We start from the raw sequence: 22,613 nt of genomic DNA on the forward strand, positions 1-22,613 counted from the left end.
TCGCTTTGTTATTTTGCTTTTATTCTATCTGGTGTTGTTGGGTAAGAAGTCATTAAGCTAATCATTTTGGGTAAAAACCGCTCTCTGCATAGCTCTTCATACATTGTCCCAAGGTTTGTCAACTGATGCCATAGTACAATTACCTTATCCCTTATTAAGTTCAAATCATGATTGTCATTTAATAATGTTTTTATTTTCAAAAGATCTCTTCTTGCCTCCGGTAAAATGGCCCATTCTGTATGTTCCCAAATGTCCAAATCTTCTATCTGGCTTATAAAATATAGCAGCATAGTTCTAACTTCCTCACTTTCATAAGATTTATTCTTTTCAAGTTCATCTCGGTATGTCCATATGGGATAAAGCTTATACCCAAATACGTATGCAATTTCATTTTTTTGATAGGCAAATTTTGAAAATGCGGAAAGCAGCTTTGCCCGTTTCCCGTAAAATTTTAATGCGGTATTTGAGATTGGTTTATTTTGTAAGTTATTTAAAGCGGGGATAGTCAAAGTAATGGATTCTTGGTTTGAGTAATTCGGATTTTTCGGCAAGAGAATCTTATCAATGTAATCATTGATGCAGATAAAATATACGTTCTCTGTATTTAAGTCGGCAACAAACAACAATACAGATACACTTGCGCCTAAGGATTGTATCGTATAAAGCGAATTCGTGTCGAAAACATATTTTACTACATCAATTTCAGCATATTCAGATTTGTCTTCTCTCCAGGAACCCTTAGCAACATTCCCAACATTGAATATTTTCTCTTTTGCTATCTCAATGCTTTTTACCGATTTGACTTGGACATAAATGAATTCTCCAAGTGTCTCGGAATACTGCTCATCTACTTTATCAAACAACTCAATTACTAAGTCAATCCCGTAGTCAGGCCTGTTGAATTCACGAATTACCCATTCTTTAGGAAGCAACTTCTTGATCAATTGATAAGAGTCATCTTCCATTATGTGCTGAAAAACTCTTCGCTTTATATTTGCCATAAAGGAATTTGTTTAAAGTGACGCCCAACGGTTAACGGCTTGCTGCTGTGCCTTTATTTATAATCTTCAGCCAGGCAACCGAAGCCAAAAAGAAAATCAAAGTACAAAATTTATTCTATTGTTCATCTGCAATCGGTCAGCCGTAACTATAGCCGAACAGCGATATACAAGCTGATGCTGCATTGTGACTGCCGGCATAGCGGCAAGCCGCATGTTTTCCTAAACCAAGGGTAGCTGGAAGAAGCCTCCTATCAAGAATAAAGAGGCTTTGTTTTACATGACCCAATGCTTTTTCACGCAAACGAAACAAACTACCGCTTGCACACAGCAGCCCATGATTATGTAACAGCTGAACAGCAGGCATGTGCTAAGATAGCCAGTTTCCAGGAGCTTGACAAGGAGATGGAGCGCCCGATTTCCGTTGCCGGCAAAAGCCTAAGCACTCTCACCAATTATGAGCGTCAACTGACCCATCCTGCCCTACATCACAACCACTTGCCCACCGAACTGGACAAAGACCAGGTGCTTTACAAGCTGCAGTTGGTAAAATCCAGGCGCCCCGTCCCCTTCTTCAAGTCCGCCGTCTATGGTATGCACTACGTCTTTAAATGCTAAACCTTGACTACCATATATTTATCCGCCCATAGGTCAAAGGTCACGACATACTCCCCGTGGAACGAAAGGCCTGGCCGGTGAAAAAAGGACGTGTGAAAAGAAAAAATCCGCACCACGGAAGTTCGAAACATCCATCACCCTTCCAAGCCCGGTGCCAGGAACCCAAAAAGTCATACCGGAGCCGGCACGCCTATCCAAGGAATACCCGGCACCCTATCCCGCTCATTCGGTAACCGTTCCCTTTTCTGACTTATCTTGCAGGGACCAATTCAAAGCTATTTAGGCTATAGTTACACACCTGAATTTATGATTAAACTTGTTCGTTTCTCCCTTATCGTATTGTTTTCCCTAACAATGCTTTCCTGGAGCAGTCTGGGCCACCGCACCATTGGCCTCATTGCAGATCGCCACCTGAGCCCCAAGGCAAAATATGCAGTGCAAAGCCTGCTTCCCGGCAGCAGCCTTGCTGAAGTCAGTACATGGGTAGACGAGGTGCGTGGAGAAGCACAGTATAAAAGCACCGGCCCCTGGCACTACATAAACTTGCCGTCAGGCTTAGACCGAAAGGCCTTTGAAGCCGCCGTGAAAGGAATGAATGGAGCAAATGTATACGAAGCCTTAAACCGGATGCAGCAGCCGCTCCGCGATCCCATGGCCACCACGGAGGAAAAGGTCATCGCCCTGAAGTGGCTGTGTCGGCTTCGCCAAACTTCGGCCACTTGGAAGTAGAGATTGCAAATTGACCTCTACCCAATAGTGGACCTAAATAAGGGGGAGCCTACAACCTCTCTAAAGGTCTCATGAGCTGTAAACAAACAATAAAACATAATAGAATTTAACTGATATAACCTTTCAACTTGGTTTTTGGAAACCGCTTATATTTTATGAATGAATTAGCTCTTCAATTAATAAAAGAAAACAAAGAGACCAAAGATAGGTTCTTGGACTTAGGAAATTGTTGGCTTACTGAGATACCCGATGAGCTTTTTGAATGCACATGGCTGGAAGAACTGAATTTATCTTCAGAATACATTAATAGCAACGGAGAGTCAGTACCTTCAAAAAATAGAGTTGTTGGTCACAGCCACCATAGAGGCCCGGGTAACTTTAACAATTTCGAAAATGGTAATTTTAAAAGCTTTGAAAATTTACAAAGCCTAAAAGCCTTGCACATCTCTGGAATAGGATTTACTAATCTTACTCCTTTAGAGAAACTAATTAACCTACAAGTACTATCAGTTGCTTATAACCAAATTATTGATATTACTCCTTTAAAAGATTTGGCCAATCTGAAAGCATTAAACATTAGTTACAATAAAATCACAGAGATTTCAGCTTTAGAAAAATTAATTAAACTCCAAAATTTAAATCTATACAATAATCAAATTAACGTTATCACTGCTTTAGAAAAACTTATAAATTTAGAGATATTAAACTTATACAATAATCTAATAAATGACATTTCGCCCTTGGTAAAACTCATAAGGTTGAAGCAGTTAGATTTAGGCTATAATAAAATTGTTGTTTTCAATAATAACTTACTAAACAACTTGACGCACCTTGAAGAATTGACATTAATCAATAATCCTATTCGCAATATACCTGAAGAAATATTTAGTGAATATAACTGCTTAACAGATATTAAAAGTTACTTCCAAGACCTAAATAATGGGACGACACCTATTTATGAAGCTAAAGTAATATTAGTTGGCAATGGAAGAGTAGGAAAAACCAGTCTGGTAAAAAGACTTTTAGACAATTCTTTTGATCCAAATGAGCCTTCTACACATGCCATTCAATTGAGACAATGGGAATTACCGGAATTGGCAATAGAAACCAAACTTAAAAAAATCCAAATTAACATTTGGGACTTTGGGGGTCAAGATATATATCATGCCACGCATAGACTATTTTTGAAAACAACAGCATTGTTCATCCTAGTATGGGACGCCAAAATAGAACAAGAGCCAGAACAAAAAGAAATACTAAACAACATAAGATCAATAACTTACAAAAACCACTCATTACTGTATTGGCTCAGCTATATCAAAGCACAAAGCGAAAACAGTCCAGTAATTGTAGTGCAAAGCAAAAGGGATATAGCTGGAAAACAGTACCCTCAACTGTCAAACGAAGAAAAGAAACAATATAATATTTGGAGAACACTCTCTGTTGAATCTAGCAAAAGTATAGCCAATGGCTTTAGGGATTTCCAGGGAAGTATAGAAGAAATTTTAGCAGAACAAGCTCAAAAAAGCTGTATAGAGATGCCTGCGCAGTGGTATGATGTTAGAGAGGAAATTGAAATAATGCAACAACAGCATACAAAGCAAATATCATTAAAGCAGTTTAGTGAGATCTGTAAGAAACAAAATTTGAATGAAAGTTCTACAGAAACTTTATTGAAATACCTACATAATATTGGTGTTGTTTTCTATAGAAAAGGATTATTTTACGATCACATTATAATAGACCAAAAATGGGCAATTAATGCAGTTTATACCCTTTTTGACCCCAAAGGTAATTTTGTAAGAATACATAGCAATGGTATGTTTAATGGAGGAGATTTGCAGGAAGCATGGAAAGAATATAATTTAGAAGAGCAGGAACTATTTTTAAGTTTTATGAAACAGTGTGAAATTTGCTTTGAAATATTTAAGGAAAAAGACAAATTTAATTTAACAGCATTTCATGAAAGGGAGTTTATTGCTCCCCAACTTCTTCCAGAGGAAAAGCCTAAGTCTGTATCCTTTGCTTTTGATGGCAAGGAAGGCATCTACTTCAAATATAAGCACAGCTTTTTAAACGCAGCCGTAATTCAAAGCTTAATTGTTAAGATTGGCTATTTGTCAAATATAAATGAGATGTGGAAACATGGAGTATTAGTAAAAACTAATGAAGGCATCTCTTTGATAGAAACTTTCCCTAACGAGCATCAATTATTAATAAGAATTAAAAGCTCGAATCCCATGGGATTATTGTCAAAATTCAAATATTTTCTGACAGGAATCAATCACGACGAAAATGAAATAAAGGAAAGTGTATCTCTAGATGGAAGAAGCTTTATTTTATTAGAAAACTTAAGAAATCATCCGGTTCAAAATGAAATGATACAAGCAGAGGATGGCAACTGGGTACATTTTCAAAATTACAGACAATTTTTAACTCAAGAAGAAAGTATAAAATTTGAACAGCATAACCAAACAGAAGTAATGAAAATTAATGAACCTTACATTCCTAAAATTTATTTTTCCTACGCGTGGGGAAAAGACAGGGAAAAAATTGTAGATGAATTATACAATAGCCTAAAGAAGGATGGTTATTTTGTTATTAGAGATAAGGAAGATATAGAATACAAAGGCTTAATCTCTGAGTTCATGCAAGGCATTGGTAAGGGAGACTTTGTCGTAGTAGCGATAAGTGATAAATACCTAAAGTCTGATAATTGCATGTACGAGCTATATGAACTTTTTAGGAACTCCAAGTTAAATAAAGAAGAGCTGGTGCAAAAAATTTTCCCAATACGTGTAGAAAGCCTTAATTTAAACGATCCTGATGCCCGTAGAGAATATTATGAATATTGGGAAATCTTAGAGGCAAAAACCAAGGAATTAGTAAATAAATATGGAGAGGATCAAAGTAAGCATCGGCGAATAGAGGCAATAAAGAATGCCATAAGAGACTTGTTACTTCTCCTAAATGACATTAATACTAAAACAACGGAGGATCTCTCAAATAATAACTTTGAAAAAATAAAAGAATCTATCCAGAAAAGAGCAAATGAAGTAGGTAACAGCTGATTTTATTTATCTGAAATTACCAATAGCTAAAATGACAACTCTGAACTTTTGAGAAAAATTAAAATAATAATTGTTGATCGCCAGTACTTAATCTGACTGTTTTGTTAAGGAAGAAACGAAAATAATGATTTATAGAAAAAGCGGTTGGTTCTAATCAACCGCTTTATTATTTACGCGTAAGCTCTCCATTATTTTGCTCTGGTATACGGTTAGCTTTTATATTCTAATCTACCCTCCTTTCCTCTTCAATTTTACACCTTGTTTCCTGTACCAATTTCTTAAAAAGCGGAGAATCAAAAGCATAAGGTACTCTTCCCGAAGGAACAACCTTAGATGATTCGGTTAAGTGAGCCTCCTGATCGTCAAAAAAAATGTGGGCGCCAAAGGCTTTAAGGACTTTATCCTTGGACAACCCACCCAAAAAGTAGGCTTCATCAACATAAACACCCCATTTCCTTAGCGTTTTAATTACACGCATATGGGATGGCGCATTCCTCGCCGTAACTATAGCAATCCTCAATGGAGAAAGTGCAACAGTTGTTGGTAATTCTTCTTGTATTCTGGATAGTTTGACTAACAACTTGGCAAAAGGTCCTTCTCCTAAAGGCAAATCTTCATTTTCTTGCTCATATCGGTGAAACGCATCAATGCCTTGAGTTTTGTAACGATGCTCCGACTCATCCGAAAAGAGGACAGCATCGGCGTCAAAAGCAATTTTTACCCTATTATCTGTTGGATTAAATTCCGTTGGAGGATCATAAATTAAGGCAGCGGCGGAACTTTTAGAGTCAATGACAGCCTGTACGTCGCCGAGATCCCTACTCAAAAACAAGTCAATATCAAATGCATCAATGTATGGTGCTAAAGGTTCTCCACCACTAAAGGCCATTCTCGTGATATCCAGTCCATATTTCCGGACAGAATTCATTACACGAATGCCAGTCTCGGGGCTATTTCTTGACATCACAATCACCTCGACAATTCGCTTTTTCGCATCAGCATTTAAGTGTAGCAGGCTTTTGACTAAATGAAAGGCTGTACCTGGCTTTAAAGGCTCATTCTCATGTTGAAGCTGAAAAGCACTGTACCCCGATATACCTTCATCTTTGAATATCTCATTCTCCTTTTCTAAATCAAAAAGTGCTCTACTAGATACTCCTACAACTAAGATTTTAGAAAAATCAACTGGCATAAATAAAAAGCATAAACTAGACTAAAAAGATTTCATTTGAACTATGACCCCATGCGCCAATAACAAGTAGCAAATCAGGCGAATACCATGGCCAATCATTACTGTTCCATGTTACATAAACTAGCAGAAATCTGTCAGGCGCCATTTGAGGTAATAACTTTGTCAAATTTGAATTGTTTTATCAAATTTTATCATTAGGATAACGAATCGAATAATCGCAGTCTTCATCCAGCCGGAAAAATCTAGCCCATTCTATCGAGCTATGAGCTTCGGCTGCATTCTTAATATGAAGCCATTATATTTTGCTGTATTAGCTCACCCTTAAATGCCGCATTAAGCAAGCTTTTCTTCAACGCCTTTAGCTTGTGCAATTGGTTAGTATATCTATCCTGAAGTACCTGTTGCTTTCTGGTAAGTGCATTGAGATACCTAGCAATTCCTTGCTGGGTAAAGCGGTCCGGAAATGAAAAATTTAAATTGTTTACAAAATCAACCTTAACACCTTTTACTGTAGCTCCGGTTCCCTTCTCTTCAATGTACTTTGAAATAGATTTAAACCAATAAAATAAAAAATTTACAATAACTTCCTCGCTTGGTACTATGCCTTTAAGGTCTTGGTTAATTGCTGTATCATATTTCAATTTGCAAACTTTTCCCAATCCAACCCTGGTAGCAATCACAAGATTTCCTGCCGGAATAATATTTGTAGCACTTTCTCTAATCGCAGTCGGTGTAATTTTCAATTCAGTATCCTCGAGACTTTCAACATTCATGTCTCTTACAGAAGCCCAAAGAATATTACCGTTGTCATAATATGACTTATTTTGTTTTGTTGGCGTTCCCCCTCCTATAACTTTAGCAACCTCACCTAACTTTTTAGTTACCCATCCATTCCGTCTCCCTTCACCAAACACTTCATTTAATGCTGTCGGTAGCAAATGCTGCAAATGTTCTAAGTTTTCTTCGATAAGGCATATGGCTTTATCAATACGGGAAAAAAGTACATCTAGCTTTTGAACGATGACTTGCTGCTCTGGTAATGGAGGAAGCGGAACAAGCATGTTTTCAATATGTTCCTTTCCTATATTTGGCTGAGCGCCCTGATTAACTTTATCCTTGATTAGATTTTGAAAAAAATCAGACGTTAGCACATACATCAAAAATCTTTTTATAGACTTTCCTTCTTTAGGATAAAAGTTTCCAACGCGATAATTCTGAACTATAACTCCATAGTCTTTGTCAACCCATGTTACCTTTCCAAGTGTGCCTCCTGTTAGAGCCATTAATAAATCTCCCTTATAAATTCTTATATCCTCAAATTCTTTTTCCCTTGCATCCGAAATGTAATCGCACCCTGATAAATCAAGTTTACCATCGCTTTTACACTGACCAATTTTAACAACTGGGATTCCTGTTTCAACAAAATCAAAATTCCTGAATTGATATCCGTGCTTCAAAACAGCAAATTCACTAAACCTTCTCCACTGCCAACCTTCAGGCAATCCAATACTTTTCTTACTTATTTCCTTATTCATTCGTCCTCCGCCTTTTGTTCTATTAACAATTCCTCTATTTCCTCCATCAATGCTAGTATGCTTCCTTCGTTGCTGCGAATCTGTTCCAGCAATTCCATGGGCGGTAGGTGGTCTTCATCCACCACCTTATTCGGATTTTTGGCACTGAGGTCGCAGTCTTTTATATCATTTACAGCTACCGTCCATTCATTGAGACTGCCTTTTCCTCGCTTTTCAGAATAATGGTACAGTTCCAGAAATTCGTTGAAATGCTCCTCCTGTATAGGTTTGTTCTTTGTCAGCTTGTAGGGAGGTGTTACCTCGTAATACCAAATGTTTTGCGTACGACCGTTGCGACTAAAAAAAACAATATTTGTCTTTACACCGCTGTAGGGCAGGAACACGCCGGCCGGAAGACTTACGATGGTATGGACGTTAAAGCTCTCCAGCAGATCTTGTTTTACCTTAGCAAAGGCATTGCCCGTTTGAAACAGGATGCCTTCAGGGAACACAATAGCAGCCTGCCCCTGCAGTTTCAGACTTTTCATAAAGTACTGCAGGAACAGCAATTCGGTGGCATTGCTTTGCACCGGGAAGTTTTGCTGCACTTGGGGCTTTTCCTTACCGCCAAAGGGCGGGTTTGCCAGGATCACATCGTAGCGGTCCTTTTCCTGTATGTCGCGGATGTTCTGGGTAAGGCTATTCTGCTTATATATGTTGGGACTTTCAATACCATGCAGGATCATATTCATCACGCCCATTACATAAGCCAATGGAGTTTTTTCGTTGCCGAAAAACGTATCCTCTTGCAGCTTTTTCCAGTCACCGGTACTCAACTGGGGTTGTTGTTTCATGTGTCCGTAGGCTTCAATGAGAAACCCTGCACTGCCAACGGCCCCGTCAAAAACTGTTTGGCCGGACTTAGGATTCAGGGCTTTCACCATCGCCTTGATAACTGGGCGGGGAGTATAAAATTCACCGCTGTTGCCACCGTCCGAGCCCATGCCTTTCAACAAATTTTCGTAAACCACGCCAAGTTCGAAAAGATCTTGGCTGCTTTGGAAATTGAGCGTATCCACTATATCAAGCACTTCCCGCAGGGTATGCCCGCTGGCTATTCGATTGTCAATGAATTCGAAGATGCTCCCGATCTTGTATTGCATAGATTTAACATCCTGCACGTTGGCTTTAAAGCCTTTTAAATAAGGAAAGAGGGTGCTGTTTACAAACCGGGTGAGATCATCGCCGGTAAGCTGCCTTTTAACATCCAGCCTCCCTTGCTCATCTTTGGAGCAGGCCCACTGTTCCCACTGGTAATCTTCATGAATAACATAGTTATAGGTCTTCCCTTCAAGCAGGGCATCGTCGGCCTTGTTACGTTCATAATCATGCAGGAACTTCAGAAACAGGATCCAGCTGATTTGTTCGGTATAATGCATGGCGCCACTGATTCCGTCATCGCGGCGGAGGATATCGGTTATGCGATCTATTTTAGGTTGGAGCGACATAGATTTAAATAAAAAGTCCGTTGAAAAGTGACCAAATCTTATTTTGGATTTCTTGTACGGCTAAGCTTTCGTTTAGTTGCCCAATATCATGAACAGCACCTCTATTTGGTTTGAAAAAACTTAGTTCTGCAGGCGAAACAGCAGGAGAAAATTCCTTGTTTCCCCGGGCAATTACTCTGACCCTTCTTGAAACGGGAAAATCGGGCCGGCCCGAAGGCTGAATGACTTCGTCCACGGCGGCTACTAAATGCGTTAGATAAGTTTGTGCGGGAATACCCGGAATTTTGTCCACCCGCTGAAAAAGAAGAATTACATCGCCCGCCCGGGCAGTTTTTGCCGCACCTTTCTTTCTAATGGAGAAATGCAGGTCGAACTCCGGAAGGGCTTCATCCTCCATATAAGCCCATGCGGTTCCTCCCTCCCGCTTAATGTTTTTTACCCATTTGATATCAGTTGGCTGGCACATAATCTTCCTCTTTTAAAGGTTCTTCAAAAAGTTCTATCGATTCCGGCTGGCCGAATATTCCCCAGCGGTCTTGGTATTTCCCCAACGCCTTCACCCTGTTATAATCCAGATAAGCCCGCTTCTCACCCCCTTTTATCGTGTTTAAGAATAATTCTTTGACCTCTTTTCCATTAAAAACAAAGAATTCAGGTTTCGCCGTCGGTTGGTCCACATGCAGGTTTACCAGCACAAAATAAATATCATCGGTTACTTTTGTTTTATCCAAGGTCCAGCAAATTGACTTTTTACGCTGAATGCCCTTTACCTGCACTTTCAGAACCAATTGATCCTTTTGCACCAATAAATCGATTGCCTTGGTATTTCCAAAGGTTAAGGTAACATTATAACCTCGCCGGCACAATTCACCGGCAGCATAAAGCTCGCTGGCAATTCCGGTTTGCGTTTTTTCAAGTTTTAATTCAGCCATTAGCTTAAAATTGGTATAAACGACTCTGCAATTCGTAATAAGCGGATATCATATTCTGAATGCCGCCAAAATAATTCGCCGCTTCTTTTGGCGTGCCCATTTGGTTTAACCGGATCAACTGTGGTAGTTTTTCCCGGCTTAATTCTTTAACCCCATCCTTTTCATACCGGTCCAAGACAAACTGCAGGAACTGCTTGGCCCTCGCCTGATCATAGCCGTCAAAATAGGCTTTATCCTCCTTGACCTTCGAAGCCCTCTGCCGGCGGGTAATAATCCCCCTATTAAACGCCAAGTAGGCCAGTAGATCAAAATAATCGCTTTCCTCGGCATGGAGCATCTGGGTCAGCGATTCCATGTGCTCGCTGTCGAAGCCTTTCGCGCTAAGATCTTTTAAAAGCTTTTCGCGAAGGTCGGGGTTGGCCCACATTGCTCTAAGGTCTTCTTCTCGTTCAAACAGGCCCGGCAGCACCTTTACCAGTTCTTCTAGGAATTGCCTGGCTGTTAGCGGACGGCCATCTGCGCCAATAAAACGAGTTTCAATATTGGTCACTTTCAGCCTGCGGCCATTGGACAGTCTTACTTCCAGCCTTTCGTACGGCTGGGGAGGCGGGTCTTCCTCATTACCGCCCTCATCACCGCTTTTGGGCGGTGTTTTAGGACCTTTAGGCCCCCCGCTTCCTGAACCTATCGGCTCGGCAGGACCATCCCATTCAGGATCGTAAAATAACTCCGAAGCTCCAGTAAAATCAATAATGGTGAAAAAGTCTTTCCCCTCGAACACTCTTGTTCCCCGACCGATGATCTGCTTAAACTCCACGATGGAATTAATGGTACGACAAAGTACAATATTCCGCACGTTTCGGGCATCGACACCGGTGGTCAGCATTTGCGAAGAAGTGAGGATGATGGGAATGTACCTGTCGTTATCCTGGAAGCGCTCCAGCAACCGCCGGCCAAAAATACCCTCATCACTCGTTACCCGTACGCAGTAATCCGGGTCCTTCACCGTTTTGTATTGGTTTAGGGTATCCCGCATGTTTAGGGCATGATCTTGGTCCACGCAAAACACGATGGTCTTATCCAATGGCCTGATATTCTCCAGAATGGTCCTGGCAATCAGGGCCGTTCGGTCTGGAATAATGATGCATCGGTCAAAATCACCCAGACCGTAAAGGCTTTTCGACACCTCTCCCTTTACCACCTGGTCATCTTGGGTATAAATGTATTGATCAATGTTGGTTTGGATGCGCTTTACCTTGTAAGGCGTAAGAAAGCCGTCGCTGATGCCTTCCTTAAGAGAATATTCATACAGGGGTTGGCCAAAATAATCATAAGTATCCACGTTGGCTTCCCGCTTCGGTGTGGCCGTTAGCCCGATGTGTACCGCCCCGTTGAAATGGTTCAGGATATCCCTCCAACTTCCCTCTTCATGAGCGCTTCCTCGGTGGCACTCGTCAATGATTACCGCATCAAAAAAATCTTTTGGATAATTCTTATAATACCCACCAATATCTTCTTTTTCGGCTATGGCCTGGTAAATGGCAAAGAAGATATAGGCATTAGTAGGTACTATGCCATTACGCTTCCGGATTTCCTCACCATTGATTTTAATAATATCCTTTTCATAAGGATTGAAGGTATTCATGGCTTGGTCAACCAGCACGTTGCGGTCAGCTAGGAACAGGATTCGGGGTCTTCTGTCAGCGCCATCGAGGTTCCATTTGGACTGGAGCAGCTTATGTACGATCTGAAATGCAATTACTGTTTTGCCCGTGCCGGTAGCCAACGTCAGCAGTAGCCTCCTTTTACCGGCAGCGATCCCCTCCATCACCTTCTGAACCGCTATTTCCTGGTAATAGCGGGGAGGCTTGTCGCCAGAAAGGTACAAAGGCTCCTGGAGCAGCTTTTCCGTTAAAGGGGTTTGTCGGGGTATAGCTTTCTCAAATAATTCTTCCGGTGTGGGGTAATGGTCAATGAATGCGCCCCTCCCTTCTTGGACGTCAAATTCATATATACGTTTGCCATTGGTGGCATACAAAAAGCGGACTTTTAATTTTTGGGCATAGCTGTTAGCCTGCTGGAGGCCCTCAGTGCACTCCTTGTCTTCGCTTTTTGCTTCTATAAGCCCGATAAAGGTATTATTATAAATGAGGAGGTAATCCACAAAGCACCTTCCGCCTCTTTTGCCACCAAATAGTTTACGGCCATCCGTAAAGTAATATTCCCGACGGATGTTGTGGGGTTGCCAATTTTTAGCTTTCAGAGCGGGATCAATATAATTGGCACGGGTATCGGCTTCTGAATAAGGCATCAGATAGTTTTGATTTCTAGCACAAAATATGAAAAATTGCTAACTGAAAATTTGGACGATATACGGAGAAAGTTAAAATTTTCAGGTCGCTTCTCCCAGCCCGCTCAACTCCTTCTTTACCTTATCCTGGAAAGTAATATGATGATACTACGGAATTTGTGCAAGGGGCGTTTGCACAAATTCATTTTCACCCAACGGCACCATTTTCAGGGCTTTGCCTTCTGCGGAAGCGTTACCCACTTCCACGGGTACCTACTGTACGAATTGCATGTAGGCAACCCCAAACGTCCTCATGTGTTTCAGGTTCCGGGCCGAAATGCCTTTCATCTTGGGATAAGCTTTTTGCAGATCCGCTGCCAGCCGGTCAATGACTTTGGTGCCCCACCTTTTAGCTTGCTGCTGCTCGAAAATGGCCCTGCCGACCTTCCTATACAAGGCCAACAGTATAAGCATTCGTACTTAACGCCGCTTTCATCCAAGCAGTCTGCATCTCCTGCTTCAGGTGCGTAAGCAATGTGGTAAAGTCCAAGGATTGGTCTCGATTCATGATGCAGGTTTTGATAGAGAAAACGTAGGAAGAGAAGATTACCTGTACCCTATGGAATTCATTATGGGTTAGGCATTTGTTCCCAAAAATTTGTCAACCGAAATTAAGAGGCAGGGAAGTAGAAAGTCAACTTCCATTAAACTGCAGCCCGGCCCATTTTATGTCGTTCCATTTCCAAATTAATATCAAAAGTTAGCTGACATTACATACCCTTCAGGCAAGGCAAACACCTCATCCATTCCTTTTCACAGGTTTACTCAATTTTAGCCCGATTTTGTTTGCAAATTGTTTGCAAATAAAAAAGCACCTACAGGACTGAAGCCCATAAGTACTTGATTATCAAGTGACCCTGTAGGGACTCGAACCCTAGACCCGCTGATTAAGAGTCAGCTGCTCTACCAACTGAGCTACAGAGTCATTTTTCTTTACGAGGAGTACAAATTAAAGATTTTTGGCTCATTTCCAAAATACTCTCATAAAAAAATAGGACCCGGGATCTGAAATTTGAAACAGCAGCTAAACCTTTCTAAAACTACAGCCTGCCTGACGAAACATTTCAAATCCAGATCACGGGTCCCGTATACTATTGAGTCCTGGCCCGGACCGCTACAGGCTCCTCTCCCATTCTATCTCCACTCAACGGTGAACCTTAAACGATCTCAAGAACTTAGGCGGACATCTTCTTCTTCAGGTTCTGGTCGATAGCGTCCAGGAACTCCTCGGTGTACAGGAAGTCGGTGCCGTGCTGTACTTTACCCGGCTTGATGGTCAGCGCCAGGTCCTTGGTCATCTTGCCGCTCTCTACGGTCTCGATACATACCTGCTCCAGGGCCTGACAGAAGTCGATCAGCTCTTGGTTGCCGTCCAGCTTGCCGCGGAAGGCCAGGCCACGGGTCCATGCAAAGATGGACGCGATGGGGTTGGTAGAAGTCGGGTTGCCTTTCTGGTGCTCGCGGAAGTGACGGGTAACGGTACCGTGGGCAGCTTCAGCTTCCATGGTCTTTCCGTCAGGAGTCACCAGCACAGAGGTCATCAGACCCAGCGAGCCAAAGCCCTGGGCAACAGAGTCGCTCTGCACGTCGCCATCATAGTTCTTACAAGCCCATACGAAACCACCGTTCCACTTCATGGCAGATGCTACCATGTCGTCGATCAGGCGGTGCTCATAAGTGATGCCGGCATCAGCGTATTTCTGCTTGAATTCAGCTTCGAATACTTCCTGGAACAGGTCCTTGAAGCGGCCGTCGTATTTTTTCAGAATGGTGTTCTTGGTGCTCATGTACAGGGGCCAGCCTTTTTGCAGGGCCATGTTCATGCAGGAACGGGCAAAACCGCGGATGCTCTCGTCGGTGTTGTACATGGCCAGGGCCACGCCACCTTCACCGGAATAGTTGTACACTTCGTACTCCTGCTTTTCGCCGTTCTCACCTTCGAAGGTGATCTTCAGCTTGCCTTTTCCTTTTACCACAAAATCGGTTGCGCGGTACTGGTCGCCGAAGGCGTGACGGCCTACAATGATCGGGCGGTCCCAGGTACTTACCAGGCGGGGGATGTTGTTGATCACGATCGGCTCGCGGAACACAGTGCCGTCCAGGATGTTACGGATCGTGCCATTAGGGCTCTTCCACATCTGCTTCAGGCCAAACTCCTCTACGCGGGCTTCATCGGGAGTGATGGTCGCGCACTTGATCCCTACACCGTACTGCTTGATGGCATTGGCGGCGTCGATCGTTACCTGGTCGTTGGTCTGGTCGCGGTACTCGATACCGAGATCATAATACTTGATGTCAACTTCGATATAAGGAAGGATCAGTTTGTCTTTGATGAACTTCCAAATAATGCGGGTCATTTCATCACCATCCAGTTCTACCACCGGATTGGCAACCTTGATTTTTTGGCTCATTTTTTCTCGCTTTTTGAAATAGGTGCGCAAATCTAAGGTATTATCCAAAGCCCCCTACACATATAAAAATTATTCCGTTTGACAAAGCCGGAAAATTGCACTAACTTCTCGTTATGAAGCTCGCCTTGTCATTCCACCAATACCTTAACCAGTTTGTGTCCCTGACAGATGAAGAGTTTGAAAATCATATACTTCCGCACATTTCCATCCGCCGGTTCCGGAAAAAGGACGTCATCACCCGGGCGGGCGAAGTGGAAAATTTCCTGAATTTCATTGCCATTGGCCTGGTGCGCGAATACTACATTTGCAAGGGCATGCAGGTGAATACCCAGATCTCCAGCGAGGGCCAACTGGTCAATGTTTTGGAATCCTTCTACAGCCGCACACCCTCGGAATCCTTCCTCGAAGCCCTCGAACCCTCCACCCTCATTTCCATCACCTTCGACGACCTGGAAAAAGTTTTTGTACAAAGCCAGAAAATGGAACGCCTCGGCCGCCGCATCATCACCAGTTCCCTCACGCTCAAAGAACGCCGCCAACTGCTCATCAGCCGGCTCGACCCCCGCGAACGCTTTATCCGCTTCGTGAGCCGTCACCCCGACCTCATCCAGCGGGTCCCCCAAAAGCACCTCGCCTCTTTCCTCAACATTCAACCGGAAACGTTCAGCCGCTTTAAACATCTATTACGGGCGAAAAGCACGGAACAGGATATTGGTTAATTCGTTAATTGGTTAATTAGTTCATTAGTTAATTGGATATTAGGACCTGATGGCGGCAACGGAGCTGTAAAACTTTTTGGATAGAAACCGGTGAATACCGGTTTTTCTGTTCCTCCTGACCCCAATTAACCAATTAACGAATTAACCAATCCCTAAACCTGTACTTTCCGGACCCGCAATACCAGCACCGAAATAGATAAAGCCAGCACGGCTACCAGGGCGAAGGACCATTGCATGCCGAAAGCTTTGGAAATGGAGCCGACCAGCAGCGGGCCGCTGAGGAAGCCGGCATAACCGATAATCGTTACGGAGGCAATGGCGTAGGCGGGCGGCATCTTTTTGGTTTTGGTGGCCAGCATATACACCAGAGGGATCACGATGGAATCGCCCAGCCCCACCACCAGAAAGCCGGCGCAGGCGCTCCATAAATAAGGAAAGAAAATCGCCAGGGAATAGCCTATCGCCATCAGGATGCCGTTGGCAACCAGCACGGCCACGGGACCGAAACGGGCGATCATCTTATCCCCTACCAGGCGGCCGGCGGTCATGGCCATGATAAAAGATGTATAGCCAAAGGTCACCTGCTCTTTGTCCACCTTGATCACCTGGCGGAAATAGTTGACGCTCCAGTCGAACATGGTGCCCTCGCAGATCATGGCGCAAAAAGCAATGAGTCCCAGCAAAAAAAGATAGCGATCGGGGGCAATGAAAAAAGGACGGCGCTCCACGGCGCCCGGCCCCGTGCCGTGAATTTTTCCCTTGAACAGGAACGAGGCCCCGGTCACCAAAGCGGCAGAAAGGGCAAAATGCCCCGCAGGCGCCACGCCCCGGGCGATCATCAGCGTGCCGGCAGCCGCCGCCACCAGGCAGGCCAGGCTCCACAGCCCATGGAAGGTGGTGACAATGGGCCGGTCGTACAGCTTCTGCACCTCCAGCGAATTGGTATTGATGGAAATATTGACCAGGTTGCGGCACAAGCCGAAAAGCACCAGCAGGGGCACCAGCACCCAGACCGAAGGGGCCAGCGCCAGCAGCCACAGGTTCAGGGCAAACAACACCATGCTCCACCCGATGATCCCCCGCGTTCCATACCTGGACACCATCCAGCTCGACAGCGGCAAGCCGCACACCTGCCCCACGGGAATGGCAAAAAGCACCCCGCCCCAGCGCGCATCATCCAGTCCCAGCCCCTGCTGGATCTCGGGGATCCGCGACGCCCACGAAGCGGTAACGACCCCGGAAACAAAATAAAAAACCGCCGTAATCCATCTCGCCTTGCGCCGAGCCTCTAGGTTGAACATGCGGGCAAAAGTAAGAGAGTTTACGAGTTTACAAGTTTACGGGTTTACGAGTTCCCTACGGGCGCCAGCAACTCGTAAACTTGTAAACTCGTAAACCCGTAAACTTTATCTTTGCCGCTTCACCATGAGTACAAATACCAGCAAAGGAAAAACGACTGAAACCCCGTTAATGCAGCAGCATAATGCCATCAAGGCCAGGTACCCCGATGCCGTGCTGCTGTTCCGCGTGGGCGACTTTTACGAAACCTTTGGCTCCGACGCCGTCATTGCCGCCCAGGTGCTGGGCATCACCCTCACCAAGCGCAACAATGGCTCGGCCTCCTCCTCCGAGCTGGCCGGCTTTCCCCACCATGCCCTCGACACCTACCTGCACAAGCTGGTAAAGGCCGGCTACCGCGTGGCCATCTGCGACCAGCTCGAAGACCCCAAGGCCGCCAAGGGCATCGTCAAAAGAGGCGTCACCGAAATGGTCACCCCCGGCACGGCCACCAACGACAAGCTGCTGGAGCACGGCACCAACAACTTTCTGGCGGCCCTCCACATCACGCCCAAGGAGCGCTACGGCCTGGCATTTTTGGACATCTCCACCGGTGAGTTCTTCGTGGCCGAAGGCGACCGCGAATACGCCGACAAGCTGCTCAGCGGCTTCAAGCCGGCCGAAGTGATCTTCCAGCGCCAGCACCAGAAAAAATTCAAGGAAGAGTTCGGCTCCAAATACTACTCCTATACGCTCGACGAATGGATCTTCCAGCAGCACTATGCCGAAGATACCCTGCTGAAACATTTCGATACCCACTCGCTCAAAGGCTTTGGCGTGGAAGGCATGACCGACGCCCTCATCGCCGCCGCGGCAGTACTGCATTATTTGAAAGATACCGAGCACCCCAACCTGCAGCACATCACCTCGCTGCAGCGCATCGACCAAAAGGATTATTTGTGGATGGACCGCTTTACCATCCGCAACCTCGAGCTGCTCGGCAGCGCCGTGGAAAGCGGCAACTCCCTGCTCAAAGTGCTCGACTCCACCTGTACGCCCATGGGCGCCCGCCAGCTGAAACGCTGGGTGGTATTCCCGCTGAAAGACCTGGCCAAGATCAACGAGCGCCTCGACGTGGTGGAACACCTGATCCTGCAGTCGGAGCTGCGCCAGAAGCTCGTACATTCCATGCGGCAGTGCGGCGACATGGAGCGGCTGGTGAGCAAGGTGCCGCTGAAAAAAATTAACCCCCGCGAGCTGCTGCAGCTGGCCCGCGCCCTGCGCCAGATCGACGTGCTCAAAGGCCTTTGCCACGAGAGCGAAAGCCCCTACCTGCAGCGCCTGTCCGACGCCCTCAACCCCTGTCATTATATTACCGATAAGGTGGTGGCCACCATCATCGACAACCCGCCGGCAGTGGCGGCTAAAGGAGGCTTCATCAACAGCGGCATGCACGAACAGCTCGACGAGCTGCGCGGCATCGCCCACCATGGCAAGGAATACCTGCAAAAGATCCAGCAGGACGAGGCTGACCGTACCGGCATCTCGTCGCTGAAAGTGGGCTTCAACAACGTGTTTGGCTACTACCTGGAAGTGACCAACTCCCACAAAAGCAAGGTGCCGCCGGAATGGATCCGCAAGCAAACCCTCGCCAACGCGGAACGCTACATCACCCCCGAACTGAAGGACTACGAAGAAAAGATCACGGGGGCAGAAGAAAAAATCCTGGCCATCGAGGCGCAGCTGTTCGACAGCCTGCTGAACGAGCTGCACGACTTCCTCTCCTGCATCCAGAGCAACGCCCAGATCGTGGCCACCCTCGACTGCCTGGCGGCCTTTGCGCAGAACGCCCTCCAGTACAACTACAAAAAGCCGCGCCTGCACGAGGGCGACGAGCTGTCGGTACGCGACGGCCGCCACCCGGTGATCGAACGCAACCTGCCGCCTTCGGAAACCTACGTGGCCAACGACCTGCTGCTGGACAAAAACGACCAGCAGATCATCATCCTGACGGGACCGAACATGAGCGGTAAGTCGGCCCTGCTGCGGCAGACGGCCCTCATCACCCTGATGGCACACATGGGCTCCTTCGTGCCCGCCGCCGAAGCGCTGGTGCCGCTGACCGACAAGATCTTTACCCGCGTGGGCGCCTCGGACAACCTCAGTGCCGGCGAATCCACCTTCATGGTGGAGATGAACGAAACGGCCTCCATCATCAACAACATCTCGCCCCGCTGCCTGATCCTGCTCGACGAGATCGGCCGCGGCACCTCTACCTACGACGGGATCTCCATTGCCTGGAGCATAGCCGAACACCTGCACAACTCGCCGCATGCGCCCAAGACCTTTTTCGCCACGCACTACCACGAGCTGAACGAGCTGGAAAACAAGCTGCCCCGGGTGAAGAACTACCATATCACCAACAAGGAGATCGGCAACAAGGTGATCTTCCTGCGCAAGCTGGCGCCGGGCGGCAGCACCCACAGCTTCGGTATCCACGTGGCCAAGATGGCCGGCATGCCGCCCGAGCTCATTCAGCGGGCGCAGGAGGTGCTGAAGCAACTGGAAAAGCAGCACGTGTCGGACAACATGGCGGAAACGGTCAAGCAGCTGTCCGCCCCCCGCGTGCAATTGAGCATTTTCGACGCCCACAGCGAAACCTTCGACGAGATCCGCACGCTGCTGAACACTATCGACATCAACCGCCTCACGCCGGTGGAAGCGCTTTTAAAATTGAATGAGATCAAGGGGCTGCTGAAGTAAGTTTACACGTTAACACGTTTACGGGTTTACGGGTTGTGTACGGGTTGAGTGGTTTTTGAAATAACAACCATAATTAACGGCCTAATTGTACAAGGGAACTCGTAAACCCGTAAACTTGTACACTCGTAAACTGCTTATAAAAGAACATGAGAAAACTGATTGCCGGCCTGCTCCTCCTCCTGCCCGTATGTGTACTGGCGCAGGGACCTACGCCCGAGGAGGCGTTGGAGAAATTTTCCAAATACCCGCAGGAAAAGATCTATTTGCATTTTGACAAGGGCAACTACCTGGCGGGCGAAACGGCCCGCTTCAAGGCCTACATCTTTTCCGGGGGAACCCTCTCCCGTATTTCCACGAACCTGTACATCGAATGCCTGGACCGCAACAAGCGCCTGCTGTACAACAACCTGCTGCCGGTAGCTTCCGGCATCGCCGAAGGATCGCTGGCTTTTCCCAAAACATTTCCCGAGGATGTGTACTACGTCCGCGCCTACACCTCCTGGATGCTCAATTTTTCGGAAACCTTTCATTTTGTACAGCCCCTGAATATTTATAACCCTGCCTCCCTCACCCGGCTGGTACAAAGCCCTGTGGCCTGGGAAGCCAGCGCGCATCCCGAAGGCGGCACGCTGCTGGCCAACACCGAATGCGAAGTGGCGGTGCGCCTGCATGCCACCGGCCTGCTGCCCCAGAAGTGGAGCGGCTACCTGTTCGAGGGCGCTGATTCGGCAACCAGGCTGTCCGAATTTACCTCGCTGAACGAGGAGATCGCCTCCTTCCGGTTCCAGCCTCTCCCTGGCAAACAGTACAGCGTGCGGCTGACCGACGAAAACCATACCACCCGGGTGGTGGCCCTGCCCCCCGTGGCGGCCCAGGGCTTTGCCCTCCAGGCCGGTAAGCTGCGCGAAGGCATCGCCTTTCGCCTGGCGGCAAAAGGCATCGGCGGCAATTTGAGCAACTGCAAACTGGTAGCGCAGCAGGAAGGCCAGGTGCTGTACAGCGCCCTGATCAAAAGCCCCAAGGAAGAAGTGAACGGGATAATCCCCCTGGACTCCGCCACCCGCGGACTGGTGCACCTGACCCTGTTCGATGCGTCCGGCAAGGCCGCCTGCGAGCGGCTGTGCTTTATCGAGGCCCTGCCCAACGCCGTCCCCTCCCTGCAGCTGCAACAGACCAGCGGGGCTAAACGCGGGCTGAACGAATGGAAGGTGGCGCTCGATACCGCCAACCTGGACTCCTACTCCCTGGAGGTGCTCAACGCCTCCACGCCGGTGGCGGAGGAAGGACGCAGCCTGTTCACCACCCTCTGGCTGGGCGACCTGGCCACCGTCCCCTACAAAGGCGACTGGTACTTCCACAGCAGCGATCCCTATGCCTTCAAGGCCCTGGACGACCTGCTGATCACTGAAAAATGGGCCCGCTTCCGCTGGGACGAATTGCTGAAAGACCCCACCCCCAAACCCACCTACCTGCCGGACTATTTCCTGAGCTACGAAGGCGTGGCCAAACGCAACAAAAAGCCCCTGGTCAACAAGGAAGTGAACATGCTGTTCCAGCTGAAGGATTCCTCCAAAATCCTCATCAACGTCAAAACCGACAGCATCGGCCGCTTCCGCCTGCGCAACCTGATCTTCCGCGATACGGCCAAAGTATATTTCCAGGCCAATACGCAGAAAGCCAACGCCACCAATATCGATATCGACTTCCGCCGCCTGGAAACCATCGTTCCGTTAGCGGGCTCCCTGCCGCCGGCACGCTTCGCTTCGGTGAAGCGCAGCGCAGGCGACAGCATTCCTGCCTGGGTGAAAGAATACCACAACAACCAGAAAAACAAGGAAACGGCGGACGAGCGCTACAAGATGCTGGAAGCGGTATCGGTCAAGGGCACCCGCAGGGATGCCACGGAACGGCTGAACCGGCAACTGAGCACCGGCATGTTCCAGAGCATCGACGAAACGCTGTTCGACTTCGTGAACAACGAAAACGACGCCATCGGTTACGGCAGCATCTTCGACTGGCTGCAGGGACGGGTGGCGGGCCTGACCTTCCAGAGCATGGAGGGCGACCTGGTTCCCTACATCCGCAACGCCCGGGCCCGCATCTTCCGCGATGAGTTTGAGATCGCCCCCTCCGAGGTGGGCACCATTCCCACCAGCGAGATCGCCATGGTGAAAGTGCTGAAGAACGGCTTTTCCACCGGCGGCCCCTCCATTGCCATTTATACCCTGCGGGCCGGCATTACGCCCCGAACTACGGTGGCCTCCCTGCCAAGCAATACCCTGGCCGGCTACCCGAAGGTGGACAAGTTCCAGGAGCTTAACCCCTCAGAACTTTATGATAAAAGCCGCGTGGATACCCGCAGCGTGCTGTATTGGAATACCAGGGTGAAACCCGAGAACGGCACCGAGACCATCAAATTTTACAACAACGACATTTCCAACCGGGTGCGTATGATCATCCTCGGGTTTACCGGCGACGGCAGGCCGGTTTACCTGAACAAGGAAATCACGCTTTAAGCACCGGCAGCCCC

16 protein-coding genes and 1 tRNA gene are annotated in these 22,613 nt (G+C 47.0%); 6 read left to right on the forward strand and 11 right to left on the reverse strand.

Annotated features, from left to right (window positions below):
- Positions 1-8 precede the first annotated feature (8 nt).
- Positions 9-1,001, reverse strand: a complete 993-nt coding sequence (locus V9K67_RS23960) for a DUF4365 domain-containing protein (protein WP_336727081.1) — start codon at positions 999-1,001, stop codon at positions 9-11.
- Between the two features lie 285 nt (positions 1,002-1,286).
- Here V9K67_RS23960 and V9K67_RS23965 point away from each other — a divergent pair, with 285 nt between their 5' ends.
- The 3 genes from V9K67_RS23965 to V9K67_RS23975 all read left to right on the forward strand — a co-directional run bounded on the left by V9K67_RS23965 (position 1,287) and on the right by V9K67_RS23975 (position 5,416).
- Positions 1,287-1,616 carry a hypothetical protein gene (locus tag V9K67_RS23965; protein WP_336727083.1) on the forward strand — a complete coding sequence of 110 codons (330 nt, stop codon included), beginning with the start codon at positions 1,287-1,289 and terminating at the stop codon, positions 1,614-1,616.
- A gap of 306 nt (positions 1,617-1,922) precedes the next feature.
- Positions 1,923-2,345: a S1/P1 nuclease gene (locus tag V9K67_RS23970; RefSeq protein ID WP_336727086.1), complete on the forward strand. Its 423-nt coding sequence runs from the start codon at positions 1,923-1,925 to the stop codon at positions 2,343-2,345.
- Between the two features lie 155 nt (positions 2,346-2,500).
- Positions 2,501-5,416 (forward strand): COR domain-containing protein, encoded by a 2,916-nt coding sequence (locus V9K67_RS23975; RefSeq protein ID WP_336727088.1) that lies wholly within the window; start codon positions 2,501-2,503, stop codon positions 5,414-5,416.
- A gap of 223 nt (positions 5,417-5,639) precedes the next feature.
- Here the strand turns inward: V9K67_RS23975 and V9K67_RS23980 are convergent, their stop codons facing one another.
- From V9K67_RS23980 to V9K67_RS24015, 9 genes are all read right to left on the reverse strand, one after another.
- Positions 5,640-6,608: a 5'-nucleotidase gene (locus tag V9K67_RS23980; RefSeq protein ID WP_336727090.1), complete on the reverse strand. Its 969-nt coding sequence runs from the start codon at positions 6,606-6,608 to the stop codon at positions 5,640-5,642.
- Between the two features lie 281 nt (positions 6,609-6,889).
- Entirely contained in the window at positions 6,890-8,143 is a 1,254-nt protein-coding gene (locus V9K67_RS23985) for a restriction endonuclease subunit S (RefSeq protein ID WP_336727092.1), read from the reverse strand.
- Positions 8,140-9,630, reverse strand: coding sequence for a class I SAM-dependent DNA methyltransferase (locus V9K67_RS23990; RefSeq protein WP_336727094.1), 1,491 nt, complete (start codon positions 9,628-9,630; stop codon positions 8,140-8,142). The genes V9K67_RS23985 and V9K67_RS23990 overlap by 4 nt, the downstream gene beginning before the upstream one ends.
- A 4-nt stretch (positions 9,631-9,634) precedes the next feature.
- On the reverse strand, positions 9,635-10,096 hold the full coding sequence (locus V9K67_RS23995) for a hypothetical protein (protein WP_336727097.1): 462 nt from the start codon (positions 10,094-10,096) through the stop codon (positions 9,635-9,637).
- The gene (locus V9K67_RS24000) at positions 10,080-10,562 is read right to left on the reverse strand and encodes a group I intron-associated PD-(D/E)XK endonuclease (RefSeq protein WP_336727100.1); all 483 of its coding nucleotides are present in this window, start codon (positions 10,560-10,562) and stop codon (positions 10,080-10,082) included. The genes V9K67_RS23995 and V9K67_RS24000 overlap by 17 nt, the downstream gene beginning before the upstream one ends.
- 4 nt (positions 10,563-10,566) lie before the next feature.
- Positions 10,567-12,873 carry an EcoAI/FtnUII family type I restriction enzme subunit R gene (hsdR, locus tag V9K67_RS24005; protein ID WP_336727103.1) on the reverse strand — a complete coding sequence of 769 codons (2,307 nt, stop codon included), beginning with the start codon at positions 12,871-12,873 and terminating at the stop codon, positions 10,567-10,569.
- A 252-nt stretch (positions 12,874-13,125) separates the two neighbouring features.
- Entirely contained in the window at positions 13,126-13,326 is a 201-nt protein-coding gene (locus V9K67_RS27225; RefSeq protein WP_414696805.1) for a DUF1016 N-terminal domain-containing protein, read from the reverse strand.
- A 438-nt stretch (positions 13,327-13,764) separates the two neighbouring features.
- Positions 13,765-13,837 (reverse strand) — tRNA-Lys (locus V9K67_RS24010).
- Between the two features lie 250 nt (positions 13,838-14,087).
- Positions 14,088-15,323 (reverse strand): isocitrate dehydrogenase (NADP(+)), encoded by a 1,236-nt coding sequence (locus tag V9K67_RS24015; protein ID WP_336727105.1) that lies wholly within the window; start codon positions 15,321-15,323, stop codon positions 14,088-14,090.
- Positions 15,324-15,436: 113 nt separating this feature from the next.
- On the opposite strand from V9K67_RS24015, the gene V9K67_RS24020 reads away from it, so the two are divergent.
- Positions 15,437-16,042 (forward strand): Crp/Fnr family transcriptional regulator, encoded by a 606-nt coding sequence (locus V9K67_RS24020; protein ID WP_336727108.1) that lies wholly within the window; start codon positions 15,437-15,439, stop codon positions 16,040-16,042.
- 152 nt (positions 16,043-16,194) lie between these two features.
- Here V9K67_RS24020 and V9K67_RS24025 read toward each other — a convergent pair whose 3' ends face one another.
- Positions 16,195-17,343 (reverse strand): MFS transporter, encoded by a 1,149-nt coding sequence (locus tag V9K67_RS24025; RefSeq protein ID WP_336727109.1) that lies wholly within the window; start codon positions 17,341-17,343, stop codon positions 16,195-16,197.
- A 169-nt stretch (positions 17,344-17,512) separates the two neighbouring features.
- Between V9K67_RS24025 and mutS the strand changes: the two genes are divergently transcribed.
- A complete protein-coding gene (mutS, locus tag V9K67_RS24030; protein WP_336727112.1) occupies positions 17,513-20,083 on the forward strand; it encodes a DNA mismatch repair protein MutS in 2,571 nt (856 codons plus the stop codon).
- A 146-nt stretch (positions 20,084-20,229) separates the two neighbouring features.
- Positions 20,230-22,599: a hypothetical protein gene (locus V9K67_RS24035; RefSeq protein WP_336727115.1), complete on the forward strand. Its 2,370-nt coding sequence runs from the start codon at positions 20,230-20,232 to the stop codon at positions 22,597-22,599.
- Positions 22,600-22,613 lie beyond the last annotated feature (14 nt).

Origin of the sequence: Huijunlia imazamoxiresistens, assembly GCF_037132455.1 — a bacterium.
Lineage (GTDB): Bacteria > Bacteroidota > Bacteroidia > Chitinophagales > Chitinophagaceae > Flavisolibacter > Flavisolibacter imazamoxiresistens.